The organism is Pseudomonas sp. SLFW (genome assembly GCF_009905615.1).
GTDB lineage: Bacteria > Pseudomonadota > Gammaproteobacteria > Pseudomonadales > Pseudomonadaceae > Aquipseudomonas > Aquipseudomonas bambusae.
On sequence record NZ_JAAAKW010000006.1, the window covers coordinates 185,084 to 207,864 of the forward strand.

General features: G+C 60.1%; 20 protein-coding genes and 1 riboswitch. Of the genes, 13 read left to right on the forward strand and 7 right to left on the reverse strand.

Going from position 1 to position 22,781, the window contains the following annotated elements; genetic code table 11:
- The gene (locus tag GVN17_RS13200; RefSeq protein WP_166595712.1) at nucleotides 1-840 is read right to left on the reverse strand and encodes a DMT family transporter; all 840 of its coding nucleotides are present in this window, start codon (nucleotides 838-840) and stop codon (nucleotides 1-3) included.
- 226 nt (nucleotides 841-1,066) lie between these two features.
- On the opposite strand from GVN17_RS13200, the gene GVN17_RS13205 reads away from it, so the two are divergent.
- Nucleotides 1,067-1,885, forward strand: coding sequence for a DeoR/GlpR family DNA-binding transcription regulator (locus GVN17_RS13205; RefSeq protein WP_166595713.1), 819 nt, complete (start codon nucleotides 1,067-1,069; stop codon nucleotides 1,883-1,885).
- A 141-nt stretch (nucleotides 1,886-2,026) separates the two neighbouring features.
- Here GVN17_RS13205 and GVN17_RS13210 read toward each other — a convergent pair whose 3' ends face one another.
- The gene (locus GVN17_RS13210; RefSeq protein ID WP_166595714.1) at nucleotides 2,027-2,494 is read right to left on the reverse strand and encodes a hypothetical protein; all 468 of its coding nucleotides are present in this window, start codon (nucleotides 2,492-2,494) and stop codon (nucleotides 2,027-2,029) included.
- Between the two features lie 579 nt (nucleotides 2,495-3,073).
- Here GVN17_RS13210 and ltnD point away from each other — a divergent pair.
- The 5 genes from ltnD (at nucleotide 3,074) to otnI (ending at nucleotide 8,482) form a co-directional block, all read left to right on the forward strand.
- Entirely contained in the window at nucleotides 3,074-3,979 is a 906-nt protein-coding gene (ltnD, locus tag GVN17_RS13215) for an L-threonate dehydrogenase (RefSeq protein WP_166595715.1), read from the forward strand.
- Between the two features lie 10 nt (nucleotides 3,980-3,989).
- Nucleotides 3,990-5,282, forward strand: a complete 1,293-nt coding sequence (otnK, locus tag GVN17_RS13220; protein ID WP_166595716.1) for a 3-oxo-tetronate kinase — start codon at nucleotides 3,990-3,992, stop codon at nucleotides 5,280-5,282.
- A complete protein-coding gene (locus GVN17_RS13225; RefSeq protein WP_166595717.1) occupies nucleotides 5,279-5,929 on the forward strand; it encodes an aldolase in 651 nt (216 codons plus the stop codon). The genes otnK and GVN17_RS13225 overlap by 4 nt, the downstream gene beginning before the upstream one ends.
- 235 nt (nucleotides 5,930-6,164) lie before the next feature.
- Entirely contained in the window at nucleotides 6,165-7,622 is a 1,458-nt protein-coding gene (locus GVN17_RS13230; protein ID WP_166595718.1) for an SLC13 family permease, read from the forward strand.
- A 68-nt stretch (nucleotides 7,623-7,690) separates the two neighbouring features.
- Nucleotides 7,691-8,482: a 2-oxo-tetronate isomerase gene (otnI, locus tag GVN17_RS13235; protein WP_166595719.1), complete on the forward strand. Its 792-nt coding sequence runs from the start codon at nucleotides 7,691-7,693 to the stop codon at nucleotides 8,480-8,482.
- Between the two features lie 87 nt (nucleotides 8,483-8,569).
- On the opposite strand, the gene GVN17_RS13240 is transcribed toward otnI, so the two are convergent.
- A complete protein-coding gene (locus tag GVN17_RS13240; protein ID WP_074752526.1) occupies nucleotides 8,570-8,974 on the reverse strand; it encodes an acyl-CoA thioesterase in 405 nt (134 codons plus the stop codon).
- 190 nt (nucleotides 8,975-9,164) lie between these two features.
- Nucleotides 9,165-9,273: riboswitch (S-adenosyl-L-homocysteine riboswitch) on the forward strand.
- 20 nt (nucleotides 9,274-9,293) lie between these two features.
- Here GVN17_RS13240 and ahcY point away from each other — a divergent pair.
- From ahcY to GVN17_RS13265, 5 genes are all read left to right on the forward strand, one after another.
- A complete protein-coding gene (gene ahcY, locus GVN17_RS13245) occupies nucleotides 9,294-10,703 on the forward strand; it encodes an adenosylhomocysteinase (RefSeq protein ID WP_166595720.1) in 1,410 nt (469 codons plus the stop codon).
- Between the two features lie 187 nt (nucleotides 10,704-10,890).
- The gene (gene metF, locus GVN17_RS13250; RefSeq protein ID WP_166595721.1) at nucleotides 10,891-11,736 is read left to right on the forward strand and encodes a methylenetetrahydrofolate reductase [NAD(P)H]; all 846 of its coding nucleotides are present in this window, start codon (nucleotides 10,891-10,893) and stop codon (nucleotides 11,734-11,736) included.
- Nucleotides 11,737-11,842: 106 nt separating this feature from the next.
- Nucleotides 11,843-12,925 (forward strand): hypothetical protein, encoded by a 1,083-nt coding sequence (locus GVN17_RS13255; protein ID WP_371928540.1) that lies wholly within the window; start codon nucleotides 11,843-11,845, stop codon nucleotides 12,923-12,925.
- 83 nt (nucleotides 12,926-13,008) lie between these two features.
- Entirely contained in the window at nucleotides 13,009-13,833 is an 825-nt protein-coding gene (locus GVN17_RS13260) for an ABC transporter substrate-binding protein (protein ID WP_166595722.1), read from the forward strand.
- A 218-nt stretch (nucleotides 13,834-14,051) separates the two neighbouring features.
- Entirely contained in the window at nucleotides 14,052-15,971 is a 1,920-nt protein-coding gene (locus GVN17_RS13265) for a DEAD/DEAH box helicase (RefSeq protein WP_166595723.1), read from the forward strand.
- Nucleotides 15,972-16,102: 131 nt separating this feature from the next.
- On the opposite strand, the gene GVN17_RS13270 is transcribed toward GVN17_RS13265, so the two are convergent.
- From GVN17_RS13270 to GVN17_RS13280, 3 genes are all read right to left on the reverse strand, one after another.
- The gene (locus GVN17_RS13270) at nucleotides 16,103-16,699 is read right to left on the reverse strand and encodes a YceI family protein (RefSeq protein WP_166595724.1); all 597 of its coding nucleotides are present in this window, start codon (nucleotides 16,697-16,699) and stop codon (nucleotides 16,103-16,105) included.
- A gap of 29 nt (nucleotides 16,700-16,728) precedes the next feature.
- Nucleotides 16,729-17,280 carry a cytochrome b gene (locus tag GVN17_RS13275; protein WP_166595725.1) on the reverse strand — a complete coding sequence of 184 codons (552 nt, stop codon included), beginning with the start codon at nucleotides 17,278-17,280 and terminating at the stop codon, nucleotides 16,729-16,731.
- A gap of 357 nt (nucleotides 17,281-17,637) precedes the next feature.
- Complete coding sequence (locus GVN17_RS13280) at nucleotides 17,638-19,416, reverse strand: flavin monoamine oxidase family protein (RefSeq protein ID WP_166595726.1); 1,779 nt, start codon at nucleotides 19,414-19,416, stop codon at nucleotides 17,638-17,640.
- Between the two features lie 235 nt (nucleotides 19,417-19,651).
- On the opposite strand from GVN17_RS13280, the gene GVN17_RS13285 reads away from it, so the two are divergent.
- A complete protein-coding gene (locus GVN17_RS13285; RefSeq protein ID WP_166595727.1) occupies nucleotides 19,652-21,058 on the forward strand; it encodes an adenosylmethionine--8-amino-7-oxononanoate transaminase in 1,407 nt (468 codons plus the stop codon).
- 147 nt (nucleotides 21,059-21,205) lie between these two features.
- Nucleotides 21,206-21,925, forward strand: a complete 720-nt coding sequence (locus GVN17_RS13290; protein ID WP_166595728.1) for a 16S rRNA (uracil(1498)-N(3))-methyltransferase — start codon at nucleotides 21,206-21,208, stop codon at nucleotides 21,923-21,925.
- A gap of 166 nt (nucleotides 21,926-22,091) precedes the next feature.
- On the opposite strand, the gene GVN17_RS13295 is transcribed toward GVN17_RS13290, so the two are convergent.
- Nucleotides 22,092-22,709 (reverse strand): hemolysin III family protein, encoded by a 618-nt coding sequence (locus GVN17_RS13295; RefSeq protein WP_166595729.1) that lies wholly within the window; start codon nucleotides 22,707-22,709, stop codon nucleotides 22,092-22,094.
- Nucleotides 22,710-22,781: the final 72 nt, after the last annotated feature.

The following is a 22,781-nucleotide window of genomic DNA, read 5'->3' on the forward strand; positions in this document are numbered from 1 at the left end:
TTAAAATTTGAGCTTCATCAGAAGCATTCCAAGCAGCACCAACCCACAGGCTAAGAGCCGTGGCCGGCCAAAAGGTTCTTTCAGATAGCGCATGCCGAACAGCACCACCAACACCACGCTGACTTCGCGCAACGCGGCGGCCTCAGCGACCGAGCCCAACTGCATCGCCCACAACACCAGGGCATAGCTGGCCAACACGCAAAAACCGACGCTCAAGCCGAGTTTCCATTGCTCGCGCCAGAACAGCATGAAGGCCGGACGCTTGTTGACCACCGCCAGCAACGGGAAGGGCCACGCGCTGATAAACGTCAGCCACACCAGATAATCCAGCGGCGCGACACCCCGCTTAAGCGCCTGACCGTCGATCCACGTGTAGAAACCGATGCACAGCCCGATCAGCCCTACCACCGGCAGCATCGACCATGGCAAACGGTCGCCTCCTCCGCCCTGCCACAACAAGCAGGCCATGCCGCACGGGATCAGCAGAATCCCGAGAATCTGCTGAGTGCTCAGATGCTCTCCCGCGAAGATCAGGGTCAGCGCCAGTACCACCAAAGGCGACAATCCGCGCATCAGGGGATACACCAGTCCAAGGTCGCCGACCCGATAGGCTTTGATCAGCAGCGCGCGATACAGCAGCTCGAACAACGCCGACGCCACCAGCCACGGCCAGATGTGCAGCGGAGGCGGCGACACGAAACCCAATGCGATCAGGGACAGACCGAACGCGACCACGTCCATGCTGGCGATGACCAGCAGGCGCTCGCCGCTGAATTTGATGAGGGTGTTCCAAGTGGCATGCAGCACCGCTGCGAGCAGGACCAGCATTGTCGCGAGCACGTGTTCTCCTTATCCGCCCTGGCGAAAGCGCCGAGCGATTTTTCTTCCGGGCAACGCAGTCATCGATAGCCGCCAAAGCCCCGTGGCGGTTGAGGATAAGGGATTTCTCATGACAGAAGACATCCGCCTCATTTGGGGGTGCCTGTATTTCTCGCTGCTGCCACAACCTGAACGATTGGCTAAGATGCCTGCCACCGTCGCGGTAAGCCGATCCTCAGGAGCCTGAATGTCCAGCGAAGAAGACACCACCGTCAGTGGTGCAGCGCCCATGATTCCCGACCAGCGCAGGGAGTTGATGCTGCGTCAGTTGCGCAAGCACCAAGTGCTGAGCGTGCATCAACTGATGGAGATGTTCGACTGCTCGCACATGACCATCCGCCGAGACATCGCCCTGCTGGAACAGAGCGGGCGAGCTTATTCCGTAACGGGCGGCGTGCGCATCGCCAGCCAGGTGCACAGCGAGCCAAGTCACCAATCGAAAGCCGTGGTCGAGCTGCCGCACAAACAGGCGATGGCGAAACTCGCGTCCGGATTGCTGCACCCGGAAATGACGGTATACCTCGACGCTGGCACCAGCACGCTGGAAATCGTGCCGTACATCGTCGCGCTGTCGGGGATGACCGTCGTCACCAACGACTTCGGCGTGGTGAATGCATTGGCCGACGCGACCCACGTGGCAGTGATTCACACCGGCGGCCAACTCGACCACCCAAACCGCTCCTGCGTCGGCGGCCTGGCTGCGGCGACGTTGCGCCAACTCGCGACGGACGTCGCCTTCATGTCCACCAGCTCCTGGGATCTTCAACGCGGCACCACCACGCCGTCGGCCCTGAAAGTCGAAGTCAAACAGGCTGCGATGCAAGCGGCGTCGCGCAGTGTGCTGCTCACCACCAGCTCGAAATACGGCACGTTTGGCATGTACAAGGTCGCGGGACTCGAACAGTTCGACACGATCATCAGTGATAACGGGCTTGCAGAAGCTGCGGCGGAAAGCATTCGGGCGCAGGGGGTGGAGTTGATGTTGGCGTCGGTGGAGAAGCGTTGATTTCGCGGTCTCATCTGTAGCCGCACGGCTTACCGGCGGGGGCGTTCAAGAAATCGCCACCGCGGGCAAGCCGCGCGGCTAGACGGAAAGCGGTACGCCGAAAGTTGTTTGCGGCTAGACGTTTGGATCACAGCAACGTAGTCACTCCGTACGCTTTAGGTTCTCGGTGGATTCGTAAGTAACGTAGTTCTCCTGCCGCACTGTTTTCACATTGTCGTCCTCACCCATTTCCGGATCGAGCTTGAAGTCGTCAGTCAGGGTACCCAGTGTATACGTCGATTTATCTTCATCAATGAACTGACCCGTTGAACCCTCTTTGAAACCCAATCTGAAATCCACCTTTTCATCAGTTTTTCTTTCACCCTTCCCCTCTACTGAAAAGGTGTTATCTCCTACACCTTTCAAGATGTATTCCAAATATGAATACGCACCCGTATTACCGCCATGTCCAAGCCGTACGACGAATGTCGAGCCTGGTTTGCTCAGAGGGGCGCGAGCGACAAGCTTGCCGGAAAATCTATATCCAGACGGTCCGGCTGCGCTAGCATCGCCCTCGAACCGCGCCTCTGGCTTTACACTTAAATTGAGATCCAACTTAATAGCAGCCACAGTGATAATCTCCTATTGAATTAACTTCCGATTGACTAAAAACGTATCAGCCATGGATGACTATTGTTCTGACATTGGAAAAGATCAAGGCGCGGCTGCCACAAAACACTGTTGACTGACCGACGGCCTATTTAACTAGCCGCAAACCGCCCTGATAGAACCATTCGAAATAATATCAATTCTCCTCACTTCAAAAGCCACTCATTAATCTGAACACTCCAAATAGTCCTATGGCGACAGGCACCCTCCATGGCGAAAAGCATTTCAACTCAGCCTAGAGGATGGATCGATAACGGTGTCAATAAATAAGCCCGGCATCTAGGCACGCTAAAAGTCTGTGCGAGACGCCGGAGCTGTGCGAGGGCATCTGCCACAGTGAAGGATTCACCACAGTGATGACCGGCCCCGGCTATAAACCGAGGCTTTAATACCTGATCAAAAAACAGCCAATGTTAATTTTTGTTAACCAAAAAATCTACTTCACATTATCCGCTCACAGGTTCACTATCTTTAACAGATCAGAACAAACACCGTTCGAGTGCCTGACGCAACGATGGCGCTCAACCCGAGGAGAGCTTCATGAATAACAAGAATGTCGGCGTCGTTGGACTGGGTGCGATGGGTCTGGGCATCGCCCGCTCCCTGCTGCGCAGCGGTTTCAATGTTCATGCCTGCGACGTCCGCGCTGCCGTGACGGAGCAATTCGCCAGCGAAGGCGGCGTTGCCTGTGATTCTCCTGCTGCCATGGCCGCGCTCTGCGATGTGATCGTGACCGTTGTGGTCAACGCCGAGCAGACTGAAACCGTGCTGTTCGGTGAGAACGGCGCCGTGGCTGCGCTGAAGCCCGGCAGCCTGGTCATCGGTTGCGCCACTGTCGCCCCGACCTTCGCCATCGAGCTGGGCCAGCGCCTGACCGAAAAAGGTCTGCTGTACCTCGATGCGCCGATCTCGGGCGGCGCTGCCAAGGCCGCTGCCGGTCAGATGACCATGATGACCAGCGGCCCTGCCGACTCCTACGCCAAAGCCGACGCCATCCTCAACGGCATGGCGGGCAAGGTCTATCGCCTGGGCGACGTTCACGGCCTGGGTTCGAAAGTCAAAATCATCAACCAGTTGCTGGCCGGCGTGCACATCGCTGCGAGCGCCGAAGCCATGGCCCTGGGTCTGCGTGAAGGTGTCGACGCCGATGCCCTGTACGAAGTGATCACCAACAGCGCCGGCAACTCGTGGATGTTCGAAAACCGCGTACCGCACATCCTCAAGGCTGACTACACGCCGCTGTCGGCCGTGGACATCTTCGTCAAGGACCTGGGCCTGGTACTGGATACCGCCCGCGCCAGCAAATTCCCGCTGCCGCTGTCGTCCACTGCCCACCAGATGTTCATGCAGGCCTCGACCGCAGGCTTCGGTCGTGAAGACGACTCGGCCGTGATCAAGATCTTCCCGGGCATCACCCTGCCAGGCGCCAAAGCAGCCAACGACTGAGGATTCGCATATGAGCACCACGACTCCGCGCCCTCTGCTGGGCTGCATCGCCGATGACTTCACAGGCGCCACTGACCTGGCCAACATGCTGGTGCGCGGCGGTATGCGCACCGTGCAGAGCATCGGCATTCCAAGCGCCGACAGCCTGGCTGAACTGGACGCCGACGCCATCGTCATCGCGTTGAAATCCCGCACCACCCCCGCTGCCGAAGCCATCGAAGAGTCCCTGCAAGCGTTGCAGTGGCTGCGTGATCGCGGCTGCGAGCAGATTTTCTTCAAGTACTGCTCGACCTTCGATTCGACCGCCAAAGGCAACATCGGCCAGGTCAGCGAAGCGTTGCTGCAGGCGCTGGGCAGTGACTTCACCCTGGCGTGCCCGGCCTTCCCGGAAAACGGTCGGACCATTTTCCGTGGCCACCTGTTCGTGCAGGATCAACTGCTCAACGAATGCGGCATGCAAAACCACCCGCTGACACCGATGACGGACGCCAACCTGGTGCGCGTGCTGCAGTCGCAGACCGAGAAAAAAGTCGGCCTGCTGCGCTACGACAGCATCGCCAAGGGCGTGGAAGGCGTGCGGGCGCGCATCGCCGAGCTGCGTGCCGATGGCGTGACCATGGCGATTGCCGACGCGCTGTCTGATGCCGACCTGTACACCCTTGGCGAAGCCTGTGCCGACCTGCCGCTGCTGACCGGTGGCTCGGGTCTGGCGCTGGGCTTGCCGGGCAACTTCCGTAAAGCGGGCAAACTGCGCGACATCGACGCGGCCCAGTTGGAGCAAGTCGAAGGTGGCGAAGTGGTCCTCGCCGGGAGCGCTTCGGTCGCGACCAATGGCCAGGTGGCAGCGTGGCTGGACGCCAAACGCCCTGCCCTGCGTATCGACCCACTGGCGCTGGCCGACGGCAAACCGGTGGTTGAAGACGCCTTGGCCTTCGCCCGTGATGCCGGTCAAACCGTTCTGATCTACGCCACCAGCAGCCCGGAAGAAGTCAAAGCCGTGCAGCAAAAACTGGGTGTCGAGCGCGCAGGCGCGATGGTTGAGGATGCACTGGGCAAGATCGCCAAAGGCCTGCTGGACGCGGGCGTGAAGCGCTTCGTCGTTGCAGGTGGCGAAACTTCGGGCGCGGTGGTTCAGGCCTTGGGCGTGAGCCTGCTGAAGATCGGCGCGCAGATCGATCCGGGCGTTCCGGCGACCATCAGCAGCGGCGATCAACCGCTGGCACTGGCATTGAAATCCGGCAACTTCGGCGGCCGTGACTTCTTTGACAAAGCCCTGAAGCAGTTGGCAGGGGGTGCCCAATGAACAGCCAAGGGAGCGCAGAAAACAAACTGCGCGACGAAATCTGCGACATCGGTCGTCTGCTGTACGGTCGCGGTTACACCGTGGGCAGCGCGGGCAACATCAGTGCGCGTCTGGAAGATGGCTGGCTGATCACCCCGACCGACGCGTGCCTCGGTCGTCTCGATCCGACGGCCATTGCCAAGGTCAACCTGGCCGGTGAATGGGTGTCGGGCGACAAACCGTCCAAGACGCTGATGCTGCATCGCGAAGTCTACGACCGCAATCCGGGTGTTGGCGGCGTGGTGCACACCCACTCCACGCATCTGGTGGCCTTGACCCTTGCGGGCGTCTGGCAGCCGGACGACATCCTGCCGCCCATCACGCCGTATCAGGTGATGAAGGTCGGGCACATTCCCTTGATTGCCTACGAGCGCCCCGGCTCGCCAAAAGTCGCCGAACAGGTGGCAAAACTGGCGAACAGCGTGCGCGGCGTCATGCTTGAACGGCTGGGCCCGGTGGTCTGGGAAAGCTCCGTTGCCAAGGCGGCCTACGCCCTGGAAGAACTGGAAGAGACCGCAAGGCTGTGGCTGATGAGCAACCCCAAACCCGAGCCGCTGGACGCAACGGCTCTGGAAGAACTGCGCCAGACCTTTGGCGTGACCTGGTAATCCACTCAGCGTTTTGATCGGAGACTGTCGCGGCGGTCTCCGGCGACCCGGTTTTGCCGGAAACAATAACAACAAAGGCTGATGTGAAAACGTAGCGAGCGAAGGCAAGACAAGGCAAATACAGGCGGAAAAGCGGAGTCTAGGTGTTCTAAATGAGCATTTTCCGCCTGTTTTTAACGCCGTATTGCCGAGCGCAGTAGTTTTCACTCAGCCTGAACAGGACACTACACATAACATGACCCCACTATTACTGATGATCATCGCCGGAGCCGGCATCGCGCTGTTGCTGCTTCTGGTACTCAAATACAAATTCCAGCCGTTCGTGGCCCTGATGCTGGTCAGCATCATCGTCGCGCTGGTCGCCGGGGTAAAACCGGCTGATCTGGTGGCGACCATCGAAGGCGGCATGGGCAAGACGCTCGGCCACATCGCGATCATCATTGCGTTGGGTGCCATGATCGGTCGGATCATCGAACTCTCGGGCGGCGCGGAAGCACTGGCCAAGTCGCTGATCAACCGTTTCGGCAACAAGCGCACGCCGCTGGCCTTGACGGTCGCGGGCTTCATGGTAGGCATTCCGGTGTTCTTCGAAGTGGGCGTGATTATCCTCATGCCGCTGGCCTATGGCGTCGCTCGCGCGGCCCGCAAGCCCCTGCTGATTTTCGCCCTGCCGATGTGTGCTGCGCTGCTGTCGGTGCACGCGTTTCTGCCGCCGCACCCGGGCGCCGTCGCGGCTGCCGGTCAATTGGGCGCGGACTTGGGCCGTGTGCTGATGTTCGGCATCCCGATCGTCGCGGTGCTGTGCCTGATCGGCTATGTGATTGCAGGTCGCATGACGCGCAAGACCTACCCGATGACCGACGACATTCGCAGTGAAGTCTACGGCCCGCACATCACCAACGAAGACTTGGTGGCGTGGGCGAACAACGACTATTCTGCTAGCAAAGAAGCGACTCAGACCAAAGAACTGGGGCTGGAAGAAAGCGCCAGCAGCCTGGCCGCTCGCTTGCCAAAGGCGCCAGCACCGGGTGCGGGCCTCATCGTTGCTCTGATCCTGCTGCCCATCATCCTGATCCTGCTGGGCACGCTGGCCACCACCATGCTGCCTGCCGACTCCGGCCTGCGCAGCATCCTGACCGTGCTGGGTGCACCGTTGGTTGCGCTGCTGATCGACACCCTGCTGTGCGCCTGGGTGCTGGGTTCGCGCCGTGGCTGGAGCCGCAGTCAGGTCTCTGACGTGATTGGTTCGGCGCTGCCGGGCGTGGCGATGGTGATCCTGATCGCCGGTGCTGGTGGTGTGTTCGGTAAGGTACTGGTCGACACCGGTATCGGTGCGGTCGTTTCCGAAGCATTGCGCAGCACCGGCCTGCCGGTTCTGGCGCTGGGCTTCATCCTGACCCTGCTGTTGCGCGCCGTTCAAGGCTCGACCACAGTGGCACTGGTCACCACCGCTGGCATTCTCAGCCCGCTGATCGCGACCCTGAACCTGAGCGCCAACCACATGGCCCTGCTGTGTCTGGCCATGGGCGGTGGCGGTCTGGCCATGTCGCACATCAACGACGCCGGTTACTGGATGTTCACTAAACTGGCTGGTCTCAACGTCGGTGACGGCCTGCGCACCTGGACCTTTTTGGTGACCGTTCTAGGGACTCTCGGCTTCCTGATGACACTGCTGCTCTGGCCCTTCGTATAACCCGGCCTGTCTGGAAGCTGCCGCGCTCGCGGCGCTTCCAGACAGATTGGCATTTTTTGGAGATTGCTATGCCTCGCTTCGCTGCCAACCTCAGCATGCTGTATCCGCAACACGACTTTCTGGCCCGTTTTGGCGCTGCGGCGACTGACGGCTTCAAAGGCGTGGAGTATCTGTTCCCGTACGACTTCAGTGCAGCCGAAATCAAGCTGCGTCTGGAAGACTTCGGCCTGACCCAAGCGCTGTTTAACGCACCGCCAGGCGACTGGGCCAAGGGCGAACGAGGCATTGCGTCGCTGCCAGGTCGGCAGAGCGAGTTTCGCAGCGGCTTTCAGAAAGCGCTCGAATACGCAGCGGTACTGGGCAACGACCGGATTCACGTGATGGCGGGTTTGCTGCCGAGCGAAGACCTGCGCCAGAAACACCACGCCGTGTACCTGGAGAACCTGGCCCACGCGGCAGAAGAAGCGGCCAAAGTCGGCATTACGGTGCTGATCGAACCGATCAACACCCGTGACATGCCGGGTTTCTTCCTCAATCGTCAGGATCAGGGTCAGGCGGTGTGCAAGGAAGTCGGCGCGGACAACCTGAAAGTGCAGTTCGATTTTTACCACTGCCAGATCGTCGAAGGTGACGTGACCAGCAAACTGCGCCGCGACTTTGCAGGCGTCGGCCACATCCAGATTGCAGGCGTGCCGGATCGTCACGAGCCGAACATGGGCGAAGTGAATTACCCGTGGCTGTTCGAAGAGATCGACCGCCTGGGTTACACCGGCTGGGTCGGCTGCGAATACCGCCCGCGTGGTGACACCAGCGAAGGGTTGCAGTGGTTGCGGGATTGGAAGGCGGCTAATCCGGAGTGATCCCCACGCCAGATTGCAGCAAATCTACCTGTGGGAGCGGTGTGTCTGTCACCCCCGGCTCCCATGGCTTTCAGCCAAAAGCGGCGATCACTCGTTGATCACTTCATCCTTGAACTGGTCTTTCACGTACGTGATCTCGGTCTTGCCGTGCGGCGCTGGCAGGCCGTCTTCCCCCAGGTTCACGAACACCATCTTCTCGACCGTCAGGATGCTTTTGCGGGTGATCTTATTGCGCACTTGGCAGGTCAGGGTGATGGACGTCCGGCCAAACTCGGTGGCCGTGATGCCCAGTTCAATAATGTCGCCCTGACGCGAGGCGCTGACGAAGTTGATTTCGGAAATGTACTTGGTCACCACACGCTGGTTGCCCAGTTGAACGATGGCGTAAATCGCCGCTTCTTCGTCGATCCAGCGCAGCAGACTGCCACCGAACAGCGTGCCGTTCGGGTTGAGGTCTTCGGGTTTTACCCATTTGCGAGTGTGGAAGTTCATGGGGGGCTCCAAGGCGTTTGGGAAATCGTGGCGTTTGTACCCCCAAGCTTCGAGCTTCGAGCCACAAGCTGCAAGTAAAAGCAGATCCGCTTTCACTTGTCGCTTGCAGCTTGCCACTTGCCGCTCAACCCTTATAATCGGCACCGCTTCAAAAAACGGTCATCACCGCTTGATACCGTTTTCCCGCCACCTGTCCGAGGGGCGCTGCAGCAGGTCAGACCTGTCAGGCTCGGAGAGGGCGTTGTTTGGTCTGGCGTTCCGCCGATCAAGCCTTAAACGCACAACGGCGCCCATTCGCACCCTACGAATGGAGACTCTTATGAGCGCTGTACTGACGCCCAACGATTTCAACGACTACAAGGTCGCCGACATTTCCCTGGCAGCCTGGGGTCGTCGCGAAACCATCATCGCTGAATCCGAAATGCCTGCCCTGATGGGCCTGCGTCGCAAATACGCCGGTGAGCAACCGCTGAAAGGCGCGAAAATCCTCGGCTGCATCCACATGACCATTCAGACTGCCGTGCTGATCGAAACCCTGGTTGCCCTGGGTGCCGAAGTGCGCTGGTCGTCCTGCAACATTTTCTCGACTCAGGACCAGGCCGCTGCCGCCATCGCCGCTGCCGGCATCCCTGTTTTCGCCTGGAAAGGCGAGACCGAAGCCGAGTACGAGTGGTGCCTGGAGCAGACCATCCTCAAGGACGGTCAGCCATGGGACGCCAACATGATCCTCGACGACGGCGGCGACCTGACCGAGCTGCTGCACAAGAAATACCCGGCGATGCTGGAAAAAATCCACGGCGTCACCGAAGAAACCACCACCGGCGTTCACCGCCTGCTGGACATGCTGGCCAAGGGCGAACTGAAGATCCCTGCGATCAACGTCAACGACTCGGTCACCAAGAGCAAGAACGACAACAAATACGGCTGCCGTCACAGCCTGAACGACGCCATCAAACGCGGCACCGACCATCTGCTGTCCGGCAAGCAAGCGCTGGTCATCGGCTACGGTGACGTGGGCAAGGGTTCGGCTCAGTCGCTGCGTCAGGAAGGCATGATCGTCAAGGTCACCGAAGTCGACCCGATCTGCGCCATGCAAGCCTGCATGGACGGTTTCGAACTGGTTTCGCCGTTCATCGACGGTGAAAACGAAGGCACCGAAGCCAGCATCGACAAAGCGCTGCTGGGCAAGATCGACCTGATCGTGACCACCACTGGCAACGTCAACGTCTGCGACGCGAACATGCTCAAAGCGCTGAAAAAACGCGCCGTGGTCTGCAACATCGGTCACTTCGACAACGAAATCGACACCGCCTTCATGCGCAAGAACTGGGCATGGGAAGAAGTGAAGCCGCAAGTGCACAAGATTCACCGCACCGGCGCTGGCGAATTCGACGCGCAGAACGACGACTACCTGATCCTGCTGGCCGAAGGCCGTCTGGTGAACCTGGGCAACGCCACCGGTCACCCAAGCCGCATCATGGACGGTTCGTTCGCCAACCAGGTTCTGGCTCAGATCTTCCTGTACGGCCAGAAATACGCTGACCTGAGCCCTGCTCAGAAAGCCGAGCGCCTGACCGTTGAAGTGCTGCCGAAGAAGCTGGACGAAGAAGTCGCCCTGGAAATGGTACGTGGCTTCGGCGGCGTCGTGACCAAACTGACCAAGACTCAGGCCGACTACATCGGCGTGACTGTCGAAGGCCCGTTCAAGCCGCACGCATATCGTTACTGATACGCCTGCAGGACGGCATGCCCGTTGATTCGGGCACGCCACCCCTGCAAGAACGACCATTACCCCTGTAGGAGTGAGCTTGCTCGCGATAGCGTCAGATCTGAGAAGGATGATTGACTGACCCGACGCTATCGCGAGCAAGCTCACTCCTACAGGGTTTTGCGTAGGCTTTTCCCAGGATACGACCATGTCCCAAGACCGTCGCTACAGCTTCGAGTTCTTCCCCACGAAGACCGACGCTGGTCATGAAAAACTGCTCGCCACCGCTCGTACGCTGGCTGGCTACAACCCTGACTTCTTCTCCTGCACTTACGGTGCCGGTGGGTCCACGCGTGACCGCACGATCAACACCGTGCTGCAGCTGGAAAAAGAAGTGAACATTCCCGCCGCCCCGCATTTGTCGTGCGTCGGCGACAGCAAGGCCGATCTGCGTGGCCTGCTGACTCAATACAAGGATGCGGGCATCAGCCGTATCGTTGCCCTGCGCGGCGACCTGCCGTCCGGCATGGGCATGGCCAGCGGTGAGCTGCGTCACGCCAACGATCTGGTGAGTTTCATCCGCGAAGAAACTGGCAGCCACTTCCACATCGAAGTCGCCGCCTACCCGGAAATGCACCCGCAAGCGCGCAACTTCGAAGACGATTTGAAGAACTTCGTGCGCAAGGCCAACGCCGGTGCCGACAGCGCCATCACCCAGTACTTCTTCAACGCCGACAGCTATTTCTACTTCGTCGAGCGCGTGCAGAAGATGGGCGTGAGCATTCCGGTGGTGCCAGGGATCATGCCGATCACCAACTACAGCAAACTGGCGCGTTTTTCCGACGCATGCGGCGCTGAAATCCCACGTTGGATTCGCAAGCAACTCGAAGCCTACGGCGACGATTCGGCGAGCATTCAGGCATTCGGCGAACAGGTCATCACTGAGATGTGTGACCGCTTGTTGCAAGGCGGAGCCCCGGGTTTGCACTTCTACACGCTGAATCAGGCCGAACCAAGCCTGGCCATCTGGAACAACCTGCAACTGCCCCGCTAAATCGTCGGAATCCCATCGGGATGCTCCGGTCACATTAAGGCAATGTTTTTCCAGCAGGCTTCGTCACGACGAGGCTTGCTGTAGCCTTGATTAAGACGGACATCCAGTGACTGCATTCAGACCCATCCTTGCGCGCCCCCAGCTTGTCTACCTGGTTTTCGGCGCCGACACCTACCATCAGGAAGCCGTGTTCAGCATCGCGAGCGCTTTGGCGCAGGCGGGCGACGGGCGTTCATTCGACATCCAGGTGTTCACCGACAATCCTTCGCCCTATCGCCCATTGCCGGTCCGTGTCCGGGCACTCGACGCCGATCAACGTCGCGAATGGAGCGGTCCTCATCAATACGCTTTCCGCTGCAAGCATGTCGTCGCCCGCAAGGTGCTGCAGGAGTCGGAAAAAGTCGTGCTGATCGACACTGACACGTTCTTCCAGGACAGCCCCATGAAGCTGTTCGAAAGAGTCCAGCCCGACACACTCCTTTGCAATGCCTTCCAGTTACGCTACGACGACTGCAAGGAAACCGTGCTCTACACCGCGCTGGCCGAAACGCTGGCACAGCGGGATCTGGCTGACGATCATATGCGCCTGGTGAATTCAGGTGTGATCGGACTGACCCACGCCAACGTCGCGATACTCGACCGGTCCATCGCGCTGATGGACGAGTTCTACCCCATCACGCCGGGCGCCGTGACGCTGGAGGAGTTCTGCCTGGGAGTGGCCGCGTACCGGACGCTGAAAATCGATCAGTGCACCGACGTGATTCATCATTACTGGAGTCGCAAGCAAGTGTTCCGCGCCAAGGTTCGCGCCTGGCTGCGCAAACACGAAGATGCCCTCCTGAGTGACGAAGCATTGGCCGATACGCGCAACGTGTCTGCCCGTCTTCCTCGCCCCAGCACATGGCAGCGGTGGCTGTACAAAAGCGCGACACTGACCGTTCCCAAGACCCAGCGCCAGTTCATCCGAGAACTGCTCTATGGCTGCTGCGAACACGCTAACGAATTCGACCGGGCCTGCTCGGCGGTCTGGTGGGAGAAGGCGTTTCACAACGCTGAAAAACGCCATAAAGGCTCGATTACCCCATCACAGCTGAATCAATGGCTGGAGCACTGGGCGGTGAAACGGTTACTCGGACGCCGGCGCGTCGCGATTTATCGGCACCTGGTTCAAGCCCGATCGACGCGCTGAGTATTGAGGTAGAGCGCTCGGGTTTTGCCGCCTCGCACGTGCCACCTCTTCTATTTGCGGGTCGAGCGTCGTAATCTCCTGCCATGCCTCTAGCCTTCCGCCTATTGTTCGCTGCCCTCCTCGCCTGCCTGAGTTTCAGCGCAATGGGTGAGAAGATTCGCATCGTCACCGAGCCGTGGGCCCCCTATGTGATGGTGGAAAACGGGAAGGCGTCTGGTCTGGACTACGACACTACGGCCATCGTCTTTCAACGACTGGGGATCGACGTGCAGTGGCAGTTCCTGCCCTGGAAGCGCTGTCTGATGATGCTCCAGCAAGGCGAAGCCGATGGTGCGCTGGATATCTTCAAGGTCAGCGAGCGCGACGATTTACTGCTGTACCCCAGCGAGCCGATGTCCGACGTCAACTGGGTGCTGTTTCAAGCCAACGCCCGCCCGCACCCTTTTAACAGCCTCGACGATCTCAAGGGACTGACGGTGGGCGTTTCGCCGGGCTACCTGTATTCGCCCGAATTCGACAGCTCGACGACCTTCATCCGCGAGCCCGCCCCCAGTCACGAAGCGAACTTCGGCAAGCTGATTCGGGGACGCATCGACCTGTTGGTGACCGACCGCAGGCTGGGCCAGCAGATGCTCGACCAACTCAAGCTCCGGGATCAGGTCAGCCAATTGCCGACTGTATTGAGCACGCGAGAGCAATTTCTTGCAGTGCGCCGTAACGCAGGCATGGATTTACTGGTACAACGTTTCGGTGCCGAGTTGAAACGCTTCAAGCGCGAACCGGCGTATGCGCAATTGGTGTCGCACTACACCGGGGAAACGTTGCAGATGCCACAGCAGTCGCCGACAGTTTCGTCAGCGATCAGCGTGGAAAAAACCGTTGAGCAGCATGAACGCAGCGCGTTGTGATTGCTCTGTTATACTCCGGCCTTCCCGCCAGGCTTATCGCCCGGATGCTCGGTCTCACAGAAGACTTCTCGATCACGTCAGCAGCGCATTCTCTTTCTCGCGCTCATGCCACGAGTTGAACTTACAGACCCCGGGATCGCGCCATTTGAATGCCAATTCGCGCCGCGCAGCTCATTCCTATTCGGGCCACAGTGCCCCAACTTAAGACAGGATTACTCATGTCCTTTGCTTCCCTCGGTCTCTCCGAGGCTTTAGTCAGCGCCATCGAGGCTGCTGGCTATACCCAGCCTACTCCGGTGCAACAGCGGGCCATTCCCGCCGTGTTGCAAGGCCGCGATCTGATGGTCGCCGCTCAGACAGGTACTGGTAAAACCGGCGGTTTCGCCCTCCCGATTCTGGAGCGCCTCTTCCCCGCCGGCCACCCGGACAAATCCCAGCGTCACGGCCCGCGCCAACCACGCGTACTGGTCCTGACCCCAACCCGTGAACTCGCGGCCCAGGTTCACGACAGCTTCAAGATCTACGCCAAGAACCTCAAGTTCGTCAGCGCCTGCATCTTCGGCGGCGTCGGCATGAACCCACAGGTTCAGGCGATGGCCCGTGGCGTTGACGTCCTCGTCGCCTGCCCGGGTCGCCTGCTTGACCTGGCTGGCCAAGGCAGCGTCGATCTGTCCCACGTCGAAATCCTCGTGCTGGACGAAGCCGACCGCATGCTCGACATGGGCTTCGTTCACGACGTGAAGAAAGTCCTTGCCCGCCTGCCTTCCAAGCGTCAGAACCTGCTGTTCTCGGCCACCTTCTCGGCCGACATCACCGCCTTGGCTGGCAAGCTGCTGCATAACCCGGAACGCATCGAAGTCACGCCGCCGAACACCACGGTCGAGCGTATCGAACAACGCGTGTTCCGCCTGCCGGCCAACCACAAGCGTTCGCTGCTGGCGCACCTGATCACTCAGGGCGCGTGGGAACAGGTGCTGGTCTTCACGCGCACCAAGCACGGTGCCAACCGTCTGGCCGAGTACCTGGACAAGCACGGCCTGAGCGCTGTGGCGATCCACGGCAACAAGAGCCAGAACGCCCGCACCAAAGCGCTGGCCGACTTCAAGGCTGGTACCGTGCGCATCATGGTTGCTACCGACATCGCGGCACGGGGTCTGGACATCGACCAACTGCCTCACGTGGTCAACTTCGAACTGCCGAACGTCGACGAAGACTACGTGCACCGCATTGGCCGTACCGGTCGTGCAGGCCGTACCGGTGAGGCGATCTCTCTCGTGGCGCCGGACGAAGAGAAGCTGCTGAAAAGCATCGAGCGCATGACCAAGCAGAAGATCGCCGACGGTGATCTGATGGGCTTCGACATCAACGCCGTCGAGGCCGAGAAGCCGGAAGTTCGCGAGCGTCCGGACGTGCGCAACCCGCGCAACGCCCGTGGCCCGCGTGGCGACGGTCCGAACGGCGGCGGTGGTGGCGGCGGTCGCAAGGACAAAGGCAAAGACAAGGGCAAGGAAAAACCGGCAGCCGCCGCAGCCTCGGGCGAACGCCCGGCGCGTCCAGCCCGTCAGCAAAAGCCTCGTCAGGGCACGCCATCCAACGAGGCGCGTTCGGCACAACAGCCACCAGCCCCTCGTGCGGACCGCGCGCCGGATGAGTTTCTGGATGACGAAGTCGATAACTTCGGCAACCGCGCTGACTACGTGAGCCCTTATCAAGGCAAGAACCAGCAGGGCCGTAACCGTCGTCCTGGTGCTCCGGCCACTGGCGCAGCTCCGGCAGCGCGTGGTCAGGCACCGAGCCGTAGCGGCCCTCGCAGTGGTTCCGGTGGCGGCGCCAGCACAGGTGCCGCCGCAGGTGCAGGCGCGCCTGCCAAGCGCAGTGGCCCGCGCAACGGTTCCGGTCGTGATGGCCAGGCCCGTCGCGAAGACCAACCACGCAACCGTCGTCCGGCTCGCGACGATCAACAGCCTGCTCGTCAGGAGCCGGCCGTTCGTGGTCCTCGTGACGGCCAGCCCGGCCCGAAGATCATGCACAAAGAGTCCAAGAGCGACCGTTTCCCGTCCGCCGAGCTGCTCGACCAGTTGCCGAGCCGCCCACGGGGTGAGAAACCCGCCCTGCTGACCCGCAACCGCGAAGGTTAAGCACAGGCTGTAACGAAAACGCCTCGACTGGTTCGGGGCGTTTTCATTTGTCGTGAACGTCGCCGGTGTGGGAGGGGGGTCCAGCAAAAACGCCGACCCTGAGGTCGGCGTTTTCGGTGCTGCAGCCCGTTTTACTTGGCTTTGACGCCTTCGAACGAGATGTCGAAGGTGACGGTGTCAGACTGTGGACCCAGGTCCATCATCTTGCCGAAGTCAGAACGCTTGATCGTGGTGGTACCGCTGAAACCTGCGCGGTAGCCGCCCCATGGATCCTTGCCTTCGCCGTTGAAGACAGCTGCGATGACGACAGGCTTGGTGACGCCGTGCAGGGTCAGGTCGCCGGTCACGTCAGCCGTGGTTTTCCCATCGGCGTTCTTGGCGACGTTGCTGACTTTAGTGGACACGAACTTGGCGTCCGGGTAGGTCGCGACGTCCAGGAAGTCCTTGCTGCTGATGTGCTTGTTACGCTCAGCGTGGTTGGTGTCAACGCTGGCCGTTTTGATGTCGATGCTGATTTTGCTGTCTTCAGGCTTGGCAGCGTCGAAGCTGAAGTTACCGCTCCAGTCCTTGAACGTACCGTGGATGAAGCTGTAGCCCAAGTGGCTGATCTTGAAATCGATGAAGGCGTGCTGGCCTTCTTTGTCGATGGTGTAGTCAGCCGCCATGACCTGACCGGCCGACAGCAGAGCGGTACCCAGAGCCAGTGCAGCAAAAGTCTTTTTCAACATACGTCGTCTTCCTGTTTAGTGAGTCGAATTCAGGCCTTGCGGCCCAGCATGCGAATGAGTGTGGCATCACGATCGATGAAGTGATGCTTCAAGGCGGCCAGCCCGTGGAGTACCGCAAAAATCACCAGCGTCCAGGCCAGATACAGGTGCACTTCGCCAGCCACGTCCGCCTGGTCGGGCAGTCCGCTGATCAGCGCAGGCACTTCAAACAATCCAAACACCGGTATCCCGACGCCTTCGGCAGTGGAAATCAGGTAACCGGCAAACATCACCAGGAACAGGTCCAGATAAAGGAACGCGTGCCCCAGTTTGGCAGCGATACGCACGAACTGGCTGTGATTAGGCGGTGACGGCGGTGGCGGGCTGATGAGACGCCAGACCACGCGGATCAGCATGAAGAGAAACAGCGTGATGCCGATGCTCTTGTGCAGATCAGGTCCCGCTTTACGCCAAGTGTCGTAGTAGCCGAGACCGACCATCCACAAACCCAAGGCAAACATCCCGAACACAGTCAGCGCGACACCCCAATGCAAAACGATGCTGACCCAGCCATATCGAGAAGAAGAGTTGCGTAACTGCATGGTTTCTTTCCTGTAGAAGCTGAGTGGAAGATTATCGGTTTATCTATCGAAAGAAAGCGCAAAATACTGCTTTGAAATATCAAGGAATACGATAGAAATGCGTCGTCGTATTTTTCCTTTGGGTGGATTAACGGAACGTTATGGGCGTGTCCATTATCCAGAGCATGCCTCCGTTTCCTGTAGGCGCGAATTTATTCGCGAGACATCTGGCGGGTGAAGGGACGTATCGCCTGGCCCAATGCTTCGCGAATAAATTCGCGCCCACCGGGTGTACAACACTCTAGACGTCGCTTTTATTCGCGGGCAAAAAAAAGCGCGGTATCAGACCGCGCCTTTCTCATTGCCTCATCTCAACGATCAGTTTTTGCTGTCCGTTGCCGGGGCTGCCGCTTTGTCGGTGGCAGGTTTGGCCGGGGCCTTCTTCGCGGCATCGGCTTTGGCAGGTGCCTTGTGGGTGGCAGCTGGCTTCGCAGGGGCCTTTTTCGCAGGCTCCTTTTTGGTCGGCTCTTTCTTCGCCGGAGCCTTTTTCGCAGGCTCGGCAGGTTTGGCGGGCTCGACCACCGGCGCAGGCGGCGGCGTGACAGGCGCTGGAGCCGGGGCAGGTGCTGGCGCAGGAGCAGGCTCTGGCGCTTTTTCGGCCGGTTTCGGCTCTGGTTTGGAACCGCCGAACATGTCAGAGAAGAAGCCGCCGATGCCGCTGCTGCTTTCTTTCGCAGGCTCAGGTGCCTTCGGTGGGGCGACTTTCACAGGTTCGAACGATTTGCCGGCTGCCAGATCCTGTACTTGGCTGGCTGCGCGCTGACCGGTGCGCAGCGCGCCTTCCAACGTGCCCGGGTACAGGCTGTCGGTGTGCTCGCCCGCGAAGGCTACACGCTGCAACGGTTTTTCCCACAGGCGCCAGTACTTGCTGATCTGGCCAGGGCCGAACGCCAGGTAGGCACCGCCCGTGGAAGGATCGACGCTGGAGCGACGGATTTCATAACCGGTGAATGCACCGCGCGCCTGAGGGTAGAAAGCGTGCAGACGGATCAGCACCTGATCCACCATCTGTTTGTCGCCGAAGGCCTGCATGATGCGCGCATTGTCGCCAGACAGATTGATCACGGCATTGGCGCCGCCCTTCAAAGCAGGCTCGATCCAGAGCATGCCCAGCCCGGTGTTGCTGTAGATTTCGCCGGACATGCGGGCCTTGCTGTCCCAGACCGGGGTCTTGAACTTGAGCATGATCTGGTCATGCCAGCCGTAGTTGGTGCTCTTGATCGCGCCCTGATGCTGAGCATCCAGCGCCGGGGTCAATGTGATTTTGCTCAATGCGCGCAGCGGCACCGCGAGGACCACGTACTCTGCCTCGTAACCCACCGAACCGACTTTAACGGTGACGCCGTCCTTGTCCTGGTTGATGGCCGAGACCGGCGAGTTGGTCTTGATCACTTTCAGCTGTTTGACGAACGCCTCCGCCAACACCGCGCTGCCGCCTGGCAAACGTGCGGCACGGCGGTCGCGGTCATCGATATCGCGACTCACCCGGGCCTGCTGTGCGAGGTACAGCAACGACAGGCGCGAAGGCTCGTCATAGCGTGTACGAATCTGCTGATTGATCAATTGACGAGCCGTTGGCGGGAGGGCCAGACGGTCGAGCCAGTTGGCGACGTTGATCTGGTCCAGCGCAAACAGCGTGCTGTTGGCGGCCGGGTTCAGAGGGTCGGTGATCGAGCGCGCCATGTCGTCCAGCGCCGCTTCATAGCGCTTGATCGCTTCGGCCGTGGCGGGCTGTTTGGTGGCCAGATCGGCAGCGGAGAAATACTCGCCTTCGATCAGATAACCCGGTGTGCGCACGAACTCTGGCGCAGGCACCGGGCTGAGCTTGAAGCGCTCCAGGTACTGATTGAGCACCGGCTGCGCCTTGGCATTGCCGATCCATTCGCTGCCCGCCAAGCCGGATCGACCACCGGCCGTGGGTTTGGCTTCCAGCAGCGTGACTTGCCAACCCTTGTTTTGCAGCTCGTAGGCCGCCGTCAGACCAGCAAGACCGCCACCGACCACAATGGCCGTATGGGGTTTATCCACAGCGAGCGCCGAAGCGCTGACCAGCCCAACCATCACCAGCGCACAGGCGCGCAGCCAACCAGAAAGCATTCAGCGAACTCCGGAATAAAACGTAGGAATTGTCGGGCTTTATCGCTCGATTCTTCAAAGAGCGCGAAGAATACGCCAGCCGGGAGAGGCCCGCCAGCAATGTCCGTCGGCGTTATTTCTGGCGTCAGCTATCCGAGAAAAGAAGGCATCAAAGGTTGTCCCGTTGCCGTGCATTGCATAGGCTTGCGCGATTGTTTTGCCTCGCCGAGTGCGAGCCGCCAGCTGGAGATGACCGATGGGCCTTAATAACGACTGGATGCAGCGCGACCTCAAGGTGTTGTGGCACCCCTGCACCCAGATGAAAGACCATGAAAACCTGCCGCTGATCCCGATCAAACGGGGTGAAGGGGTGTGGCTGGAAGACTTCGAAGGCAAGCGCTACCTCGACGCCGTCAGCTCGTGGTGGGTCAACGTGTTCGGCCACGCCAACCCGCGCATCAACCAGCGCATCAAGGATCAGGTCGACCAGCTGGAACACGTGATCCTCGCCGGTTTCAGTCATCAGCCGGTGATCGAGCTGTCCGAGCGCCTGGTCGCCATGACGCCCGAGGGCCTGACCCGTTGCTTCTACGCCGACAACGGCTCGTCCTGCATCGAAGTCGCGTTGAAAATGAGCTTTCACTACTGGCTCAATCGCGGCAAGCCGGAAAAGAAACGCTACGTCACCCTGACCAACAGTTATCACGGCGAAACCGTGGCAGCGATGTCGGTGGGCGATGTGCCGCTGTTCACTGAAACCTACAAGGCGCTGCTGCTGGACACCATCAAGGTGCCAAGCCCGGACTGCTATTACCGCCCTGAAGGCGTGAGCTGGGAAGAACACACCCGCACGATGTTCGCGGTGATGGAACAGACGTTGGCGGACAACCATGACACCGTCGCGGCAGTGATCATCGAGCCGCTGATCCAGGGCGCGGGCGGCATGCGTATGTACGACCCGATCTACCTCAAGCTGCTGCGTGAGGCCTGCGATCGCTACGGCGTGCACCTGATTCATGACGAGATAGCGGTAGGCTTCGGTCGCACCGGGACGATGTTTGCCTGTGAGCAAGCCGGTATTCGTCCGGATTTCCTGTGCCTGTCGAAGGCTCTGACCGGCGGTTACCTGCCGCTGGCAGCGTGCCTGACCACCGATGACGTCTACAGCGCGTTCTACGATGACTACCCGACCCTGCGCGCCTTCCTGCACTCGCACAGCTACACCGGCAACCCGCTGGCCTGCGCGGCGGCACTGGCGACGCTGGACATCTTTGAGCAGGACGACGTCATCGAAAACAACAAGGCGCTGGCCCAGCGGATGAAGACCGCGACGGCGCATCTGGTGGATCACCCGAACGTCGCCGAAGTACGCCAGACCGGGATGGCGCTCGCCATCGAGATGGTGCAGGACAAGGCCACCAAAACGGCCTATCCGTGGCAGGAACGTCGCGGCCTGAAAGTCTTCGAACACGCCCTGACCCGTGGCGCGCTGCTGCGACCGCTCGGTAGCGTGGTGTATTTCCTGCCGCCGTACGTGATCACGCCTGAGCAGATCGACTTCCTCGCCGAAGTGGCCAGCGAAGGCATCGACATCGCGACCCGCAGCAGCATCAGCGTGGCGGTGCGTGAGAACTTCCATCCGGATTTTCGTGATCCGGGTTGACGCTTTTCTGCGGATAACTCTGTAGGAGTGAGCTTGCTCGCGATTCGTCGTTTCAGACATCTTGATGTTGACTGACACTCCGCTATCGCGAGCAAGCTCACTCCTACAGAAGATAGCGTTGCACTCAACGAATACAGAGAAACAACCATGAGACTCTCCCGCTTTTTCATCGACGCCACCCTGAGCATTGGTGAGCACGAACTCCCCGAAGCCCAGGCCCATTACATCGGCCGAGTGTTGCGCATGGCCGAGGGCGATGCGGTGCAACTGTTCGACGGTTCAGGCCAGGAGTTTCGTGCCACATTGGTGGAAGTCGGCAAGAAGCGGGTCCGCGTTCAGGTGACCGAAAGCTTCGCGGGCCTCGCCGAACCGACCTTGCAGATTCACCTCGGCCAAGGCCTGTCTCGCGGCGAGCGCATGGATTGGGCGATTCAGAAAGCCACTGAGTTGGGCGTCACGCAGATCACCCCCATCGTCAGCGAGCGCTGTGAAGTGCGCCTCAAGGATGAGCGCGCCGAGAAACGTCAGGCGCACTGGCAACAAATTGCGATCAGCGCCTGCGAGCAATGCGGGCGTTCCGTGGTGCCAGTGGTCAACCCGCCGGTCACCCTGAGCGACTGGCTCAAGCACACCGAAGCCGACCTGAAGCTGGTCTTGCACCCAGTGGCCGAACCGCTGGTAAGTCATGAGAAGCCCGGCACCCTGGCGTTTCTGATCGGGCCGGAAGGCGGTTTGAACGATGCCGAGGTGGATCAGGCGCAAGACGCCGGTTTCCACGCCGCCCGCCTCGGACCGCGCGTGCTGCGTACCGAGACCGCGCCAGTCGTCGCGTTGAGCGTGGCGCAGCAGTTGTGGGGGGATTTTTAAGGGCCGGGTGTCAAACCCGACATCGGCAGCAGCACCCTAACCTGTGGGGGCGAATTCCTTCGCGAAAGGCGGCACATCCGATGGAGATGGGCCGTCTGGAACATCGATTCGCGAATGAATTCGCTCCTACAGGTTTGCGACCGCCCGCGAGAGCGGATACGGACCCTTAAAGCACGTAGCGAGTGATCGCCACAAAGTGCAGCAAACTCCCGGCAATCACAAACAAATGCCAGATGCCGTGCCAATGCCGAAAGCGCTTGTCGTAGGCGAAGAAAATAATCCCCACGGTGTACAGCACGCCGCCCAGCGCCAGCCAGGTAAACCCCGCCGTTCCCAGCGCGGCCATCAGGGGTTTCACCGCCACCAGCACAATCCAGCCCATCACCGCGTAGATCACGATGGACATCACCCGCGCCTCTGAGCGGGGCTTGATTTCCTGCAGGATGCCGATCACCGCCAGCCCCCAAACGATGCCGAACAGCGTCCAGCCCCACGGCCCACGCAGAGTCACCAGGCAAAACGGCGTGTAACTCCCCGCGATCAGCAGGTAGATCGAAAAGTGATCCACCTTCTGCATGATCACCTTCGCCCGCCCCCGAACACTGTGATAAACGGTCGACGCGCTGTACAACATCACCAGCGCCACGCCATAGACCGCGACACTGACGATCTTCCACACATCACCGGCAAGGCTTGCGATCACCAACAACCAGACCGCACCGATGGACGCCAGCACCGCACCCACAAGGTGGGTCCAGGCGTTGAATTTCTCTCCGTAGTACATCCGCAAAAAACCTCTCTCAGTTGTACGACACTCGACAAGGCTCCAGCTTATGACCCAAAAGCGCAATGCATG